This is a genomic window from Geodermatophilus siccatus (genome assembly GCF_900103785.1).
GTDB classification, from domain to species: Bacteria; Actinomycetota; Actinomycetes; order Mycobacteriales; family Geodermatophilaceae; genus Geodermatophilus; species Geodermatophilus siccatus.
Window position 1 is genome coordinate 61,558 of record NZ_FNHE01000016.1, and the last position, 16,111, is coordinate 77,668.

The following is a 16,111-nucleotide window of genomic DNA, read 5'->3' on the forward strand; positions in this document are numbered from 1 at the left end:
GCACTCAAGCTCCGGCGGACCCGTGCCGATGCCTGCACCGGGCGCCCGAGGCGCGGGATCGGACGGGAGGGGATGACGATGGACGAGCCGGACCGGCGTGCCCGGCGGGTCCCCGGGGTCCGCCTGGTCGGCCTGGTCGCTGCGCTGGGGCTGCTCGTCGCCGTGCTGGCGCTGCCCTCGGTCGACGCGGCGTTCTCGGCCACGAGAGGCACCCTGGCCAGCTCCTTCGCCACCGACCGGTTGCAGCCGCCGGCCGGCCTCACCGTCACGCAGACGTGCACGTACGCACCCATCGTGCTGCAGGGCTCCCCGTCCTCGGCGAAGGTCTCGCCGCTCGAACTCAGCCCCCCGACCGGGACCCTGGCGGGCGACGTGCTGGTGGCGCAGGTGGCCTACTACGGCACCTCGACCGTCCCGGCGCCCAGCGGCTGGACCCGCGTCGTCCTGCCGGACACGAGCGGGGGCGTCGTGACCTCCGCCGTCTACTGGAAGGTCGCCGTGCCGGGCGAGCCGGTGGCGAGCTTCACCCGTCCGGACACGACCACCGGTGACATGGTCGGCGGGATCGTCGGGTACCGCGGGGTCAGCGGGAGCAGTCCCATCGCCGCCGTCGGTGGGGCCACGGGCTCCGGCGACACCGCGACCTCCTCCCCGACGGTGTCGACGACGGCGACCGGCGCGGTCGTCGTCCACCTCCTGACCAGGAGCGGCACGGTACGGCCCCCGGCCCTGGGGGGCACCAGCCAGCTCTGGACGAACAACTCCGACAGCGAGAGCGTCACCGCGTCCCACGAGTCCTTCGCGGGGCCAGGCGCCGTTCCGCAGCGCACCTCGACGACGTCGGGCTCCACGACCGCGTGGATCGCCCAGACGGTCGTCCTGCGTCCCGCCCTCCAGCAGGTCGGCGCGTCCCTGTCCTGGACCGCGAGCCCCAGTTCCTGGGCCGACGGCTACCGCCTCGAGCGCAGCGCGGGTGGCACGGTCCAGTCGACCCGGTCGGTGACCCCTGTCGTGGCGACGACCACGACGGAGGGCGCGCTGTCCAATGGCGTCACGTACACCTTCCGCCTGTGGACCTACCGCAGCACGTGGGTGTCGGACGTGGTGTCCACCCCGCTCACCACGTCCTGCTGACGATGAGCCGGTCCATGCCGCGGTCCTGCCCCGTCAGGCGCCGTCACCTCTCCGCGCTGGTCGCCGCGCTGGCACTCGTGGTGGCCGTTATGGCGCTGCCGCCGGCCTCCGCCGTCTTCACGTCCACGACGACCAACCCCACGAGCACCCTGTCCGCCGACCGGCTGCAGCCCCCCTCCGGACTCACCGCCACGCAGAGCTGCTCGACGGCCACGATCGCCCACGTGGGCAGCTCGACGTCGACCGGTGTGGGGTCCCTGGTGCTGCAGGCCCCGCCAGGGACCAGTCCAGGGGACCTGCTCGTCGCACAGGTCAGCAACAAGGGAGGAGGTACCGCCGCGCTCACGGCACCGGCCGGGTGGACCTCGATCCGCCGTGACACCGCCCAGCGCCCCGACGGCGTGCCGCAGGTGACCTCGGCCCTGTTCTGGCGGGTCGCGGTCACCGGTGAGCCGTCGAGCGCGACGTTCACCACCACCTCCACCGTGGACATGGTGGGCGGCATCGCCACCTACCGAGGCGTGAGCACGGTCGACCCGGTGAACGCGTCCGGGAGCAGGACCGGTACGGGCACGACCGCCACCACTCCCTCGGTGAACACGACGACCGCCGCCACGATGCTGGTGGACTTCACCGGCAAGTGGCAGGACGACCTCCCCGCCCCGGCGGGCACGCAGCAACGCTGGCGGTTCACGTCCGGCGCCAGCACAGCTCACTTCGGTGTCTCCGCCGGCGACGTGGCGTTCGCGGGGACCGGCGCGACCCCGACGCGCAACGCCGCCTCCTCGACCACCTACTCCAGTGAGTGGCTCGCCCAGACCATCGCCCTTCGTCCCGCCTCCCAGCAGCCCGCCGCGATCCTGAACTGGACGGCGACCCCGAGCTCCTGGGCGACGGGCTACAAGGGCGAGCGGGTCGCCGGTGGCGTCGTCTACGGCCCCACCACCGTGCCGTGCGGGACGACGACCGCCAGCGACTCGGGCCTGGTGAACGGCACGACCTACACCTACCGGGTCTGGGCGTACCGCGGCTCCTGGGAGTCGGAGGTGGTGAGCACCTCGCTCACCACGTCCTGCTGACCGGCCGCCTCCAGCGTTCAGCGCGCGCTGCGGAAGTCCGGCCGTCGCTTCTCGACGAAGGCCCGCACGCCCTCGCGTCCCTCCGGGTCGCCCGCCGACTCCGCGATCAGCCGCGCCTCGTCATCGAGGTGCTCGTCCAGCGTGCGGACGGCGGCGCCGCGGACGAGCGCGCGGGTGCGCACCATCGCCCGGACCGGCCCGGCCGCCAGCGCGTGCGCGAGCCCGGTGGCGGCCGCGCGCAGCTCGTCGTCCGGCACCACACGGGCGACGAGGCCGCAGGCGTGGGCCTCCGCGGCGTCGAGCGTGCCGTTGGTCAGCGTGAGGTCGAGGGCGCGGGCCGGGCCGAGGGCGTGCGCCAGGGTCCAGGAGGTGCCGCCGTCGGGGGAGAAGCCGATGGCGGCGTAGGCGGGCCGGATCCGGGTCGAGCGGGCGCAGACGACGACGTCGCAGGCGCCGATCAGCCCGACCCCCGCCCCGGCGACCGCGCCGTGCACGCCGGCGACCACCGGCACGGGGGTGGCCAGGAACGCCCGCACCACCTCGTGCCAGTCGCTGGCCAGCCGGCCCACGGAGGCACCCGGGTCGTCGGCCGCCGCGAAGCCGCGGACGTCGCCGCCGACGCAGAAGCGCTCGCCCTCGGCCAGCAGCAGCACCGCCCGGGTCTGCGGCGGCCGGGTGCGCAGCGCCTCGCCGAGCGCCGCGGCCATCGCCGGGTCGACGGCGTTGCCGGTGCCCGGGGAGTCGAGGGTGACCCGCCAGACGTCGCCGTCCACCCCGGTGCGCACCCGCTGCGTGTCGCCCATCGCCGTCCCCTCGGAGTCGCCCGGTGTCCGGCGCCACCGTACGGAGGAGGGCGGCATCAGGCGCGGGCGCGCAGCTCGCTGTCGACCGCGTCGGGGGCGCCACCGAACTCGTCTGCGACCTCCCCGGCGACGACCACCGCGGTGACCAGCACCCCCCTGGTCTCGACGAAGACGCCGATCAGCAGCAGGTCGAGCGCGAGGAGGACCAGCGCCGCCGACAGCGACCGGGCGGTGCCGAACCGCGCCTGCAGCGCCGGGGTGCGGCGACGACGGAGAAGAAGGCCACCAGCAGGCCCCAGCCGGAGAAGACGAAGCCCAGCTGCAGCTCGGAGAGCTCCGTCGGGAACGGCGCGTGGCCGAGCATCGTGGAGAAGCCCCAGTTGTAGAGCAGGGCGGTGACGCTCGTGGTCAGCAGGCCGCGGTGGCGCAGCGCCCCGAGCGGCGCGCTCAGCGGGGTGGGCCACGCGGGAGCCAAGGCGCTCACGTCATCCGGTTGTAATACGCAACCACCTTCCGGACCGGTCCGGGGTCAGAACCATGACGGGAACCACATCCGGTCCAGCCACTCCGCCTGCGTCAGCGGCTCCCCGGTGAGGACGGGCAGGAAGAAGACGAAGGTCGCCGCCACCACGCCGACGTAGAGCGCGACCACGCCCAGGCCGACCTGCCGGCGCAGCCGCGGTGCGCCGGGGCGGCCCAGCACGTCCTGCAGCGCCAGGACGACGGCCAGCACGAAGAACGGCAGCACGGGTGCGGTGTAGAAGGCGAACATCGTGCGCTCGGGGTTGAGGAACCAGGTGCCCCAGCCCGCCGCGACCGCGACGGCGACCACCAGCGCGGCGGGGTCCCGGCGGGCGACCAGGCGCCAGACCACCCACACCAGCGCCGGCGCGAAGGCGAACCAGAGGGTCGGCGTCCCGACCATGAGGATGTAGCGGATGATCGGGTCGCCGGACGCGTCGGTGAGGCCCTGCGGGTTCCACAGCAGGATCGGCCGGCCGTTGACCAGCCAGCTCCACGGCCCGGACTCCCACGGGTGCGGGGTGGACAGGCCGTTGTGGAAGGCCAGCCACTCGGCGTGCTGGTGCCACAGGGAGCGCAGCGCGTCGGGCACCCACGGGAACGCCGTCTCCGGGTGCTGCTGCGCCCACGCCTTGCCCTGCGAGGTCTCGCCGAGGAACCACCCGGTGAAGCTGGCGAGGTAGGTCAGCACCGGGACGGCGGCCAGCGCCCACGACGCCCCCGGCAGGCCGCGGCGCGCGGCGGTGCGGGTCGGGCGGGGGACGCCGGCCTCCCGCCAGGCGGCGCGGTCCCAGAACAGGCTCAGCACCGCGAAGGCGGCCAGGAAGTACACCCCGCTCCACTTGACCGCGCAGGCGCACCCGAACAGGAACCCGGCGGCCAGCCGCCACCCGCGCGGGCCGAGCGCGAAGCCCGTCGCCGTCGTCCCGCCCGTCCGGATGCGTGCGCGCACCGTGTCCCGGTCGACCACCAGGCAGGCCACCGCGGAGACGACGAAGACCTGCAGGAAGACGTCGAGCAGGCCGATCCGCGACAGCGTGAAGGCCAGGCCGTCGAGCGCCAGCAGCAGGCCGGCGACCAGGCCGAGCAGCGTCGAGCCGGTCAGCCGCCGGGTCAGCCGGGTGAGGACGACGACGGCGATGCTCCCGGCCACCGCGGAGGGGAACCGCCACCCGAAGGAGTCGTAGCCGAACAGCCCGATGCCGCCGGCGATGAGCCACTTGCCCAGCGGCGGGTGGACGATGAACGTGTAGCCGCGGTTGTACTCGTGCCCCCACTCGAGCAGCTCGCGCGCCTCCGGCGGGTAGTACGCCTCGTCGAAGAGCAGGTCGCCCGGGTAGCCGATGCCCCACAGCCGGATCCCGAGGGCGAACAGGCCCAGCAGCGCGGTGAGCACCCACGCGAGGACGCGGTCCGACGGCAGCGGCGGGGTGGTGTCACGGCGCGGCCGGGGGAGCGGACGGCGACGCGTCCGGGCCGGGCGCAGCTCGCCGGGCTCCCGGTCCGTGCGATCGGGAGCCAGCACCGCCATGCGGCCAGGGTAGTGGGAGGACCAGCCTGCCCCCCGGCGCTCGCACGCTCGCGCCGGGCCCCTGCAGGCTCAGGGCGGTGCCCTGGACGGGGCCGGCGGGCCCCTGCAGGCGGGTCTGCGGCAGCGGTCGTGACAGGCTCGTGGACATGGGACGGCTCGTGCTCGGTGGAGCGCCGCTGGGACAGCCCGGGGACGTCGGCCCGCGGCTGCGCACCGCGATGGCGACCGCGGACGTGCTCGCCGTCGAGGACACCCGCCGCCTGCACCGCCTGGCCGCCGACCTGGAGGTGCGGCTGTCGGGCCGGGTGGTGACCTTCCACGAGTCCGTCGAGCGCTCCCGGCTGCCGGGGCTGCTGGCCGCGCTGGCCGAGGGGCGCACCGTCCTGCTGCTCACCGACGCCGGGATGCCCTCGGTCTCCGACCCCGGCTACACGCTGGTGCGCGCCGCGATCGAGGCCGGCGTCGAGGTGACCTCGGTGCCCGGGCCCTCGGCGGTGACGACGGCGCTCGCGGTGTCGGGCCTGCCGGTCGACCGGTTCTGCTTCGAGGGCTTCCTCCCGCGCAAGCCGGGGGAGCGGCGGTCGCGACTGGCCGGCCTGGCCGACGAGCGCCGCACGATGGTGTTCTTCGAGTCGCCGCACCGGCTGGCCGACGCGCTCACCGACGCCGCGGCGGTGATGGGCGAGGGCCGCCCTGCCGCCGTCTGCCGGGAGCTGACCAAGACCCACGAGGAGGTCCGCCGGGGGTCGTTGGGCGAGCTGGCCTCGTGGGCGGCCGACGGGGTGCGCGGGGAGATCACCCTGGTCGTCGGTGGCGCACCTGTGGCCCCGGTGGCGCTGTCGCCGTCCGAGCTGGCCGCTCTCGTGGCCGAGGAGGAGGCCGCGGGCGCCACCCGCAAGGACGCCATCCGCGCCGTCGTCGTCCGCACCGGGCTGCCCCGCCGCACGGTCTACGACGCGGTCGTCGCCGCCAAGTCCGACTGACTCGCGCGGCACCCTCTGCGCGCAGGAGGACAAGTCCGCCTTCGGAACAGGTCCCTCAGCGCGCACTCGCGGCCAGCGCAGCAGCGATGCGGGAGATCAGCCGCACCGGGTCGTGGAGGTCCACGGCCGTCACGAACACCACCTGCCAGCCGGCCTCGCGGAGCCGGTTGAGCCGCTCCCGGTCCCGGAGGAACTGCTCACGGCCGCCGTGCCACAGGCCGTCGTACTCCAGGGCCACACGGTGCTCCGGCCACGCGAAGTCCACCCGGGCCACGAGACCGCGCTGGTCGTGGACCCGGTACTGCGCCACGGGCGGCGGCAGGTCGCTGCGCCCCACCAGCAGCCGGACCCTGGTCTCCTGGGGCGACTCGGCGAGCCCGTCGGCGAGCCCCGCCACGTCCCGGGCGCGCGCCGACCCGGGACCGCGGGAGGCCGCCGCCAGCGACCGGATCGCCGCGAGCCGCACCACGCCGGTGGCGACGAGCTGGTCGACCGCGGCGACGGCGTCGTCACGCGGGAGGACTGACGCCAAGCGGACGGCGGTCGCCTCAGGTGTCGTGACCAGGACCTCACGGCGACGCCGCACCTGGTCCCGGTGGAGTGCGGCGCGTCGTACTACGAGGCCCTCCACCCGCACCTGGTGATTCCGGGGTGGCACGGTCACCTCCACGGGTTGTCCGGCGTCGGCGAGGCCGACGTCCCACAGGACCGCGGCGCTGCGGCCGGTGACGACCGCCTCCGGCAGCAGGACCACGGCGGCCCGGGCCCGGAGCTCGTGAGTGACCGGGACATCGCGGTGCACGTAGACGTCGGGGAAGAGACGCCGCCAGGTGCTGCCGCGCAACCGGCGTCGGGTCATGACCCCGGAGCGGATGGCGTCCGAGCCGCGGAAGGGGACGGCGCGGAGGGCGTCGGGCACGAGCGGCGCGGGAGGCACCGGCGCACCATGTCCCAGCCGCAGGCCGCCGCGTTCACGTCGTCCACAGGCTGGGGCGTCAGTGCGCGCGGGTGGTCGCGTCCGCTCGGCCGGATCGGGCCTCCACCGCACACCGCAGCCGGCCTCACAGCCAGCCGTTGCGCTTGAAACCGCGGTAGAGCAGCAGGCAGGTGCCGATGATCACCAGCAGCACCAGCGGGTAGCCGTAGCGCCAGCGCAGCTCGGGCATGTGCTCGAAGTTCATCCCGTAGATGCCCGCGATCGCGGTGGGGACGGCGATGATGCCGGCCCACGCGCTGATCTTGCGCATGTCCTCGTTGTCGGCCATCGAGGTCCGGGCCAGCGACGCCTGCAGGATCGAGGTGAGCAGCTCGTCGAGGGCGGCCACCTGGTCGCGCACCCGGATGGCGTGGTCCTCGACGTCGCGGAAGTAGGACCGCATCGCCGCCGGGACGACGTCGATCTGCTTCTCGGCCAGCTTCTCCAGCGGCACCTCCAGCGGGGAGACCGCCCGGCGCAGCGACAGCAGCTCCCGCTTGAGCTGGTAGAGTCGGCCGATGTCGTCGGTTCGCTCCGGGCTGAACACCGAGGCCTCGAGCTCCTCGACGTCCTCCTCGACCGCGGTGGCGACGTCGACGAAGGCGTCGACCACGCTGTCGGCGACCGCGTAGAGCACCGACGCGGGGCCGTGGCACAGCAGGTCCGGCTGCGACTCCAGGCTGCGGCGCAGGTCGGCCAGGCCGCCGTGCTCGCCGTGCCGCACGGTGATCACGTAGTGCGGCCCGACGAAGACCATGACCTCGCCGGTGTCGACGACCTCGCTGGTCGCGGTCAGCTGGTCGTGCTCCACGTACCGGGCGGTGGTCAGCACCATGAACAGGACGTCGTCGTAGCGCTCCAGCTTGGGCCGCTGGTGGGCGTAGACGGCGTCCTCCACGGCCAGCGGGTGCAGCCGGTAGTGCTCGGCGATCTCGCCCAGCTCCCGCTCGGTCGGCGCGTAGAGGCCGAGCCAGACGAAGCCCCCCTCGTCCACGGCCACCCGCAGCGCCTCGTGCGGCTCGACCGGGGGCTCCCGGCGTCCGTCGACGTAGACGGCGCAGTCGACGACCGGGCCGACGTCGTCCGGCCGGGACGGCGTCGTGCGCGGCCGGCCCTCGGGCCGCGGACGGGTCGACGGGGGCTCCGTCGGCAGCTCGCGGGGCGCTCCGCGGGGGACCTCCGTGCCGGGCATCCGCACTCCCTTCCGAGCGGGTCGACGGCACAGCGTAGGCATGCGGGCCGGCGGCACCCGTGCCACGCTCGCGGGGTCCGGATCTGCCGAGAGGTGGGGGCGTCGTGGCCGTGAACACCCGTCGGGTGAAGTCCGTCGAGGACTCCATCCGGGACACCGACGAGCCGGAGCACCGGCTCAAGAAGAACCTGTCGGGCCTGGACCTCACGGTCTTCGGCGTCGGCGTGATCATCGGCACCGGCATCTTCGTGCTCACGGGCATCGTCGCCCGCGACCAGGCCGGCCCCGCCGTGGCGATCTCGTTCGTCATCGCCGGCGTGGTCTGCGGGCTGGCGGCGATCTGCTACGCCGAGTTCGCCTCGACGGTGCCGGTCGCCGGGTCGGCGTACACGTTCTCCTACGCCACCTTCGGCGAGTTCATCGCCTGGATCATCGGCTGGGACCTCGTCCTCGAGCTGGCCCTCGGCGCGGCGACGGTGGCGGTCGGCTGGTCGGGCTACCTCAACCAGCTGCTCGACGACATCGGCACGCCGCTGCCGACGTCGATCGCGGGGGAGACGGCGACGGTCAACATCCCGGCGATCGTCATCGCCCTGGTGATGACCGGCGTGCTGATCCTCGGGATCAAGCTCTCCTCCCGCGTCACCGCCATCATCGTGGCGATCAAGCTGGTGGTCGTCCTGCTGGTGATCGTGGTCGGGTTCTTCTACACGAAGGCCGAGAACTACACGCCGTTCGTCCCGCCCGCGCAGCCCGCGGCCGCGGGGGAGGAGGGCTGGCTGCACACGCCGCTCATCTCGGTGCTCACCGGGTTCAGCCCCGGCACGTTCGGCTGGGGCGGCGTGCTCGCCGGCGCCGCGATCGTGTTCTTCGCGTTCATTGGCTTCGACATCGTGGCCACCGCGGCGGAGGAGACGCGGAACCCCAAGCGGGACATGCCGCGCGGGATCATCGGCTCGCTGGCGATCTGCACCCTGCTCTACGTGGCGGTGTCGCTGGTGGTCGTGGGGATGCAGAACTACACCGAGCTGAGCGCGACCGCGCCGCTCGCGGGGGCGTTCTCGGCCAACGGGATGCCGATCTTCTCGAGCATCATCTCGCTGGGCGCGCTGGCCGGGCTCACGTCGGTGGTCATGATCCTGATGCTCGGTCAGTCGCGGGTGCTGTTCGCGATGAGCCGTGACCACCTGCTCCCGCCCGGCCTGGCGAAGGTGCACCCGCGGTACGGCACGCCGTACCGCATCACGATCGCCACCGGTGTGGTGGTCGCGCTGCTCGCCGGGTTCGTCCCGCTCACCGCGCTCGCGGAGCTGGTGAACATCGGCACGCTGTTCGCCTTCTTCCTCGTCTCGATCGGGGTCTGGGTGCTGCGGCGCACCCGGCCGGACCTGCACCGCACGTTCCGCGTGCCCCTCGTCCCGGTGCTGCCGATCGTCTCGGCGCTGGCCTCGCTGTGGCTCATGTCGAACCTGCCCACGGACACCTGGCTGCGCTTCCTCGTCTGGATGGCGCTCGGCATCGGGATGTACTACGTCTACGGCCGCCGCCGCAGCCGGATGGCCACCGGGGAACGGCTGTCGGCCGCCGAGAACATCGCCCGCCACTGACTCCCCCGGAGGGGTGAGGCCGCCGGCCCGGCGCCTCCAGCCGACCGCTCCGGGCGCCGACCCGACCGGTGACCGACGTCCCCGGCCAGGGAGAGCACACCCGTGGCGAGCACCGTCCTCGACGCTGGCGAGAGCCCGCGCGCGCCGTCGTCCCCCGACCGGGGTCGGCCGCCGGCCGCCGTGCTGGTGGCCGCCGCCGTCGGCGTGGCGGAGGCGGTCGCGCTGCTGGCGGGCGGGCTGACCGGGCTGGACGGCCTGCTGCTGTCCCCGCTGCGGCCGGCGGGCCCGGTGGTGGCGGTCGTGCTGCTGCTCCTCGCCGGGTGGGTGGTGCTGTGCGCCGGCGGGGGGATGCTGCTGCTCGACCGGTCCGGACGACGGGTCCACACCGCCGTCGCCACCGCCGAGATCGCGCTCGCCGGCGCGTTCACGGCGCTGGCCCTGACCACCCCGCTGTTCGACGCACTGCCGGTGGCCCTGCCGCTGCCGGCGCTGGGCCTGCTGTCCCTGGGCCTGCCGGTCGGCAAGCTGCTGCTCGCCGGCGCCCCCTCGGTCGTGGCCTGGCTCGCGGAGGGCCCGCGCACGCCGGCCTCCCGTCCCGAGCCGGCCGCCGCCGGCCCGCGGACCCGGGCGGCCACCCTCGCCGTCATCGGCCTGGCCCTGGTCGCCGTCGCGCTCACCACCCCGGTGCCCCCCGCCGCTCCCGGCGCCCCGGCGACCGCGGGCACCAGCCAGCACTGAACCGGGTGGACGCCGCCGCCTAGGCTCGTGCCGTGAGTGATCGGCACATCCTGACCGCCGTGGCCTGGCCCTACGCCAACGGCCCGCGGCACATCGGCCACGTCTCCGGCTTCGGCGTCCCCTCGGACGTCTTCAGCCGCTACCACCGCATGGTGGGCGACCGGGTGCTGATGGTCAGCGGCACCGACGAGCACGGGACGCCGATCACCGTCGCCGCCGACGCCGAGGGCGTGATCCCGCGGGAGATCGCCGACCGCAACAACCGGGTCATCGTCGGCGACCTGCAGTCGCTCGGGCTGTCCTACGACCTGTTCACGCGGACGACGACGGTGAACCACGCGCAGATCGCGCAGGAGATCTTCCTCGGACTGCTGAAGAACGGGTACGTCTTCCCGAAGACGACGCTCGGCGCGATCAGCCCGTCGACGGGGCGCACCCTGCCCGACCGCTACATCGAGGGCACCTGCCCGATCTGCGGCTACGACGGCGCCCGCGGCGACCAGTGCGACAACTGCGGCAACCAGCTCGACCCGGTGGACCTGATCAACCCGAAGAGCCGGATCAACGGCGAGACGCCGAAGTTCGTCGAGGAGGAGCACTACTTCCTCGACCTGCCGGCCTTCACCCGCGCCCTCGGCGACTGGCTGGACTCGCGGCGCGGGTGGCGGCCCAACGTCCTGAACTTCGCGAAGAACCTGCTCACCGACCTCAAGCCGCGCAGCTACACCCGCGACATCGACTGGGGTGTCCCGGTGCCGCTCGAGGGCTGGCGCGACCGCCCCGACAAGCGCATCTACGTGTGGTTCGACGCCGTCGTCGGCTACCTGTCGGCCTCGATCGAGTGGGCCCGCCGCTCCGGGGACGACGACGCGTGGCGCCAGTGGTGGCAGACGCCGGACTCCGACGCCTACTACTTCATGGGCAAGGACAACATCGTCTTCCACGCCGAGATCTGGCCCGCCCAGCTCCTCGGCTACGACGGCGAGGGCGACAAGGGCGGGACGCCGGGGTCGCTGGGCCGGCTGAACCTGCCGACCGAGGTGGTCTCCAGCGAGTTCCTGACGATGGAGGGGCGCAAGTTCTCCTCCTCCCGCCAGGTGGTCATCTACGTGCGCGACTTCCTGGCCCGCTACGACGCCGACGCGCTGCGCTACTTCATCGCCGCGGCCGGACCGGAGAGCCAGGACACCGACTTCACCTGGGCCGAGTTCCTGCGGCGCAACAACGACGAGCTGGTGGCCGGCTGGGGGAACCTGGTCAACCGCACGGTGTCCATGGCGGCGAAGAACGTCGGCGCCGTCCCGACGCCGGGGGAGCTCACCGACGCCGACCGCGCGCTGCTGTCGGCCACGCAGGGCGCGTTCGGCCCCGTCGGCGAGCTGCTGTCGCGCAACCGGCAGAAGGCCGCGGCCACGGAGGCGATGCGGGTGGTGGGCGAGGCGAACAAGTACCTGTCCGACCAGGCGCCGTGGAAGCTCAAGGAGGACCCGGCCCGCCGGGACACCGTGCTGCACACCGCGCTGCAGGCGGTCAGCGACTGCAACGCGCTGCTCACCCCGTTCCTCCCGCACTCGGCGCAGAAGGTGCACGAGCTGCTCGGCGGCACCGGCGTGTGGTCGCCGGCGCCGCGGGTCGAGGAGGTCACCGACCTCGACGACGGCTCGCCGTACCCGATCATCACCGGTGACTACGACGAGGGGCAGGCGGTCTGGGCCTCCCGGCCGTTGCCGCCGGGGACGCCGCTGTCGCCGCCCACCCCGGTGTTCAAGAAGCTCGACGAGTCGATCGTCGCGGAGGAGCTGGCCCGGCTCGAGGACGGCCAGTGACGGCCATCCCCGCGGGGACCGCCGTCACGGGGAGTGGGGAGTGAGTCGCTCGGCCGCGTCGCGGGCCAACCGGCGGGGGGAGAAGCCGCCGGCCCCCGAACCGCTGCCGGCGCCGGCGGTCGACAGCCACACCCACCTCGACATCGTGCTCAGCGGCTTCCGTCCCGAGGACGGGCAGCCGCCGGCGCACGAGGACGTCGACGCCGAGATCGCGGAGGCCGCGGCCGTCGGCGTCCCACGGCTGGTGCAGGTGGGGGTGGACGTCGGGTCGTCCCGCTGGTCGGCCGAACTCGCAGCCCGGCACCCGAACGTGCTGGCCGCCGTGGCGCTGCACCCCAACGAGGCGGGCGAGGGTGCGGCGACCGACGACGCGCTGGCCGAGATCGACCGGCTGGCGGCGCTGCCGCGGGTGCGTGCGGTGGGGGAGACCGGCCTGGACCGCTACCGCACCGGGCCCGACGGCTGGGCGGCACAGGAGGCGTCCTTCCGGGCGCACATCCGGATCGCCAAGGAGCGCGGGGTCGCGCTGGTCATCCACGACCGCGACGCGCACGAGGAGATCCTGCGGGTGCTGGAGGACGAGGGCGCCCCCGAGCACACCGTGTTCCACTGCTTCTCCGGGAACGCGTCCTTCGCCCGGGCCTGCGTCGAGCGGGGCTTCGTGCTGTCGTTCGCGGGCACGCTGACCTTCGGCAACGCCGGCTACCTGCGGGAGGCCGCGGCGCTCACGCCGGTCGAGCAGCTGCTGGTGGAGACCGACTCGCCGTTCCTCACCCCGATGCCGTTCCGCGGCCGGCCCAACGCCTCCCGGCTGGTACCGCACACGGTGCGCGCGCTGGCCGAGGTCACCGGCGTCGAGCTCGAGGAGCTCTGCGCCCGGCTCACCGCCACCGCCGAGCGCGTCTTCGGCAGCTGGTAGCGGGAGGACCCCGCCGCCCCCCCACGCCTCGGAGGAGGACCCCGTCCTCCCCGGACGAGGCCCGCGGGCCCCTGCAGCGGGGCCGGCGATGGCCCGGATCGCAGTGTCATGACGGCGACACGTCACGTGGCGCACATCGGGGGGACACTGGCCCCGTGGGCCGCCTCATCGCCGTCGTGCTCTTCATCGCCGTGCTGGTGCCCGGTGTCCTGCTCGCCCGCGCCTGGGCCCTGGCCGCCGGCCGTCGGGCCGTCGCCGCCGCGGCGGTCGGGTTCACCACGCCCACGCCCGAGGGGCTCGCCACCCTCGCCCGTCAGGCCCAGCACGGACGTCGGGTGCGCCGGCTCGGCTTCCTGCTCGGGCTGGTCGGCATCGGCGTCAGCATCGCGCTGTTCGCCGAGGCGTCGGTCTTCCTGTGGCTCCCCGCTCTCGTCCTGGGGCTGCTGCTGGGCGTCGTCCTCGCCGAGGCGACCCGTCCCCGGCCGCGCTGGCGGACCGGCTCCCCGCCCCGCCGCCCGCGCCAGTCCGAGCTGATCTCGATGGGGCTGCTCTGGTCGATGCGCGCGGTCATCGTCGCGGAGTTGACGGCCGCCGTCCTCATGTGGCAGCGCGGCGAGCTGCCCGACAGCGTCGGCTGGGTCGCCGTCGTCGTCCCGCTGGTCGCCTGGGTGCTCGCCGAGGTGGCGCTGCTGCGGGCGCAGGTGCGCCCGCTGCCCGCCGAGGGCGCCGACGTGCCGGTCGACGAGGCGCTGCGCACCTGGACGGCGCACCTGGTCACCGCGGCGGTCAGCGTGCTGGCACTGCTGCCGCTGGGTGCCCTGCTGCTGACCGCGGGCATCGACCTCGGCGACCGCGTGACCGCGGGGTTCGACCTCGTGCCCGTGGCGCTCGTCGCCGGGGGCTTCGCCGGGCTGGCCGCGGGCCTCGCTCTCGCCGTCTTCCTGGTCACCTGGCTCAAGCCGATCCGGATCGACGACCGCGCACTGACCGCATGACCTGCCGGCCTCCGGCCGGCACCGCGGCCAGGCGCCGTCCCCACGTGCGGTGAGCACACCCGGCCACTCGTCGTGCCGCGCCACCCGTGGCTCCGGCAGGCCGCGGCGAGTGCGACGAACTCGTGGTCGTCAGGACCCGATCGCCACGAGTTCGTCGCACCCGAGCCCGTGGACCCGAGTCGGCGCCGTGGCCGGGGCCGCCCGTCGTGGCGGGACCGGGTCCCCGCCGACGGTCCACACCGTGGGCTTGCTCACCCCGCCGACCTCACGCTGCGCAGCTGTCACATGCGCCCCGCGCGGCGCGGCCGTCACGCACCGTGTCGGCGCGTCCCCGAGTCGACACATCGCCTCGCTGGTTCACTCGTCGCGCACCGTCGCCAGACAGATCGTGTCCGTTATCGTGTCGTGACCAGCCGGGGTGGGGACCGTCCCGGAGGGCACCACGACCGGGAGCTCCGTCTCCCGGTCGTCTGCCGTCCGAGCCGGGACGCGCTCGGTACCCGCCAGCCGGCGTGGTGCCCGCGCGCGCCTCCACCCGGGTCTCCCGAGCCCTGGAAGAGTCGTGCCCCGATCGCTGAAGTCCGTCCTCTTCGCCCTGGTCCTGCTGGGACTCGTGGGCGGCTCCGCGGCCTACGTCGCCGCGCAGAAGTCCGTGACGCTGACCGTGGACGGGCAGGCGCACGAGGTCCGCACCTACGCCGGCACCGTCGGTGACGTGCTCGAGGAGGAGGGGCTGCAGGCGCAGTCGCACGACGTCGTCCTCCCGGACGCCGCCTCCGCCGTCGCCGACGGCGACACCGTGGTGCTCAACCGCGCCCGTCCCCTCACCCTCACCGTGGACGGCGTGCAGAGCGAGGTCTACGTGACCGCGCTGTCGGTCGACGAGGCGCTGGCCCAGCTCGGCTACCGCGCCGAGGACCTGGTGGTCTCCGCCAGCCGCAGCGAGCGCCTCCCGCTCGACGGCATGGAGCTGTCGATCACCACGCCCAAGCCCGTGACCCTCGTCGTCGACGGCCAGGAGCGCGTCGTCACCACCACCGCGGCCACCGCCGGTGACCTGCTCGCCGAGCAGGGCATCGCCCTCGGCGCGACCGACCGCACCAGCATGTACCCGGACCAGGCGCTGCTGGCCCACATGCGGCTGCAGGTCTTCCGCGTGCAGGTCGGCGAGGTCGTCGTCCCCACGCCGATCGACTACCGGACCGTCGAGACCGAGGACCCCGACGCCTTCGAGGGCGACGAGACGGTCACGCAGGAGGGCGTCGAGGGCGAGCAGGTGACCACCTTCCGCGTCACCGTCACCGACGGCGTCGAGACCGGCCGCGAGCAGCTGGCCACGACGGTCACCCGCGAGCCGGTCGACGAGCTGGTCACCGTCGGCACCAAGCAGCGCCCGGTCTCCGCCGGCAACAAGCCCAGCGCCGACGGCCTGAACTGGGCGGCCCTGGCGACGTGCGAGTCCGGCGGCCGGCCCAACGCGGTCAGCTCGAGCGGCACGTACCGGGGCATGTACCAGTTCTCGCAGGCCACGTGGAACGCTGTCGGCGGCAGCGGCGACCCGGCCGCCGCCTCGGCCGACGAGCAGACCTACCGTGCGCAGCTGCTCTACCAGCGCTCCGGCGCCGGCCAGTGGCCGCACTGCGGTCCGCGCCTCTTCACCTGATCGGACCCTGCTGAGCTGAGCACCCCACCCGAGCCTCCCTGCGGGCTGCTGGGCCCGGCCGCGATCCGCGACCTGGCCCAGCAGCTCGACCTGCGTCCGACCAAGACCCTCGGGCAGAACTTCCTGCACGACGCCAACACCAT

Annotated in this window: 14 protein-coding genes; 9 read left to right on the forward strand and 5 right to left on the reverse strand. The window is 74.1% G+C overall.

Going from position 1 to position 16,111, the window contains the following annotated elements:
• Positions 1-78 precede the first annotated feature (78 nt).
• Together BLS21_RS22530 and BLS21_RS22535 are read left to right on the forward strand one after the other, a co-directional pair.
• Entirely contained in the window at positions 79-1,134 is a 1,056-nt protein-coding gene (locus BLS21_RS22530; protein WP_139177254.1) for a hypothetical protein, read from the forward strand.
• A gap of 2 nt (positions 1,135-1,136) precedes the next feature.
• A complete protein-coding gene (locus BLS21_RS22535) occupies positions 1,137-2,213 on the forward strand; it encodes a fibronectin type III domain-containing protein (RefSeq protein ID WP_139177255.1) in 1,077 nt (358 codons plus the stop codon).
• A 17-nt stretch (positions 2,214-2,230) separates the two neighbouring features.
• On the opposite strand, the gene BLS21_RS22540 is transcribed toward BLS21_RS22535, so the two are convergent.
• The 3 genes from BLS21_RS22540 to BLS21_RS22550 all read right to left on the reverse strand — a co-directional run bounded on the left by BLS21_RS22540 (position 2,231) and on the right by BLS21_RS22550 (position 5,069).
• Positions 2,231-3,016 carry an enoyl-CoA hydratase/isomerase family protein gene (locus BLS21_RS22540; RefSeq protein ID WP_091223743.1) on the reverse strand — a complete coding sequence of 262 codons (786 nt, stop codon included), beginning with the start codon at positions 3,014-3,016 and terminating at the stop codon, positions 2,231-2,233.
• Between the two features lie 178 nt (positions 3,017-3,194).
• Positions 3,195-3,500 carry a hypothetical protein gene (locus BLS21_RS22545; RefSeq protein ID WP_091223745.1) on the reverse strand — a complete coding sequence of 102 codons (306 nt, stop codon included), beginning with the start codon at positions 3,498-3,500 and terminating at the stop codon, positions 3,195-3,197.
• A gap of 45 nt (positions 3,501-3,545) precedes the next feature.
• On the reverse strand, positions 3,546-5,069 hold the full coding sequence (locus BLS21_RS22550; protein WP_091223746.1) for a dolichyl-phosphate-mannose--protein mannosyltransferase: 1,524 nt from the start codon (positions 5,067-5,069) through the stop codon (positions 3,546-3,548).
• Positions 5,070-5,215: 146 nt separating this feature from the next.
• On the opposite strand from BLS21_RS22550, the gene rsmI reads away from it, so the two are divergent.
• Positions 5,216-6,052: a 16S rRNA (cytidine(1402)-2'-O)-methyltransferase gene (rsmI, locus tag BLS21_RS22555; protein ID WP_091223790.1), complete on the forward strand. Its 837-nt coding sequence runs from the start codon at positions 5,216-5,218 to the stop codon at positions 6,050-6,052.
• 55 nt (positions 6,053-6,107) lie between these two features.
• On the opposite strand, the gene BLS21_RS22560 is transcribed toward rsmI, so the two are convergent.
• Together BLS21_RS22560 and corA are read right to left on the reverse strand one after the other, a co-directional pair.
• Entirely contained in the window at positions 6,108-6,989 is an 882-nt protein-coding gene (locus BLS21_RS22560) for an endonuclease domain-containing protein (protein ID WP_091223748.1), read from the reverse strand.
• Positions 6,990-7,113: 124 nt separating this feature from the next.
• The gene (gene corA, locus BLS21_RS22565) at positions 7,114-8,220 is read right to left on the reverse strand and encodes a magnesium/cobalt transporter CorA (RefSeq protein WP_091223792.1); all 1,107 of its coding nucleotides are present in this window, start codon (positions 8,218-8,220) and stop codon (positions 7,114-7,116) included.
• 104 nt (positions 8,221-8,324) lie between these two features.
• Between corA and BLS21_RS22570 the strand changes: the two genes are divergently transcribed.
• From BLS21_RS22570 to BLS21_RS22595, 6 genes are all read left to right on the forward strand, one after another.
• Complete coding sequence (locus BLS21_RS22570; RefSeq protein WP_091223750.1) at positions 8,325-9,827, forward strand: amino acid permease; 1,503 nt, start codon at positions 8,325-8,327, stop codon at positions 9,825-9,827.
• A gap of 102 nt (positions 9,828-9,929) precedes the next feature.
• Positions 9,930-10,565 carry a hypothetical protein gene (locus BLS21_RS22575; RefSeq protein WP_091223752.1) on the forward strand — a complete coding sequence of 212 codons (636 nt, stop codon included), beginning with the start codon at positions 9,930-9,932 and terminating at the stop codon, positions 10,563-10,565.
• Positions 10,566-10,597: 32 nt separating this feature from the next.
• Positions 10,598-12,391, forward strand: a complete 1,794-nt coding sequence (gene metG, locus BLS21_RS22580; protein ID WP_091223754.1) for a methionine--tRNA ligase — start codon at positions 10,598-10,600, stop codon at positions 12,389-12,391.
• Positions 12,392-12,431: 40 nt separating this feature from the next.
• Complete coding sequence (locus tag BLS21_RS22585; protein ID WP_091223756.1) at positions 12,432-13,310, forward strand: TatD family hydrolase; 879 nt, start codon at positions 12,432-12,434, stop codon at positions 13,308-13,310.
• 155 nt (positions 13,311-13,465) lie between these two features.
• Entirely contained in the window at positions 13,466-14,305 is an 840-nt protein-coding gene (locus BLS21_RS22590) for a hypothetical protein (RefSeq protein ID WP_091223758.1), read from the forward strand.
• A 562-nt stretch (positions 14,306-14,867) separates the two neighbouring features.
• Positions 14,868-15,968 carry a resuscitation-promoting factor gene (locus BLS21_RS22595; protein ID WP_091223760.1) on the forward strand — a complete coding sequence of 367 codons (1,101 nt, stop codon included), beginning with the start codon at positions 14,868-14,870 and terminating at the stop codon, positions 15,966-15,968.
• Positions 15,969-16,111: the final 143 nt, after the last annotated feature.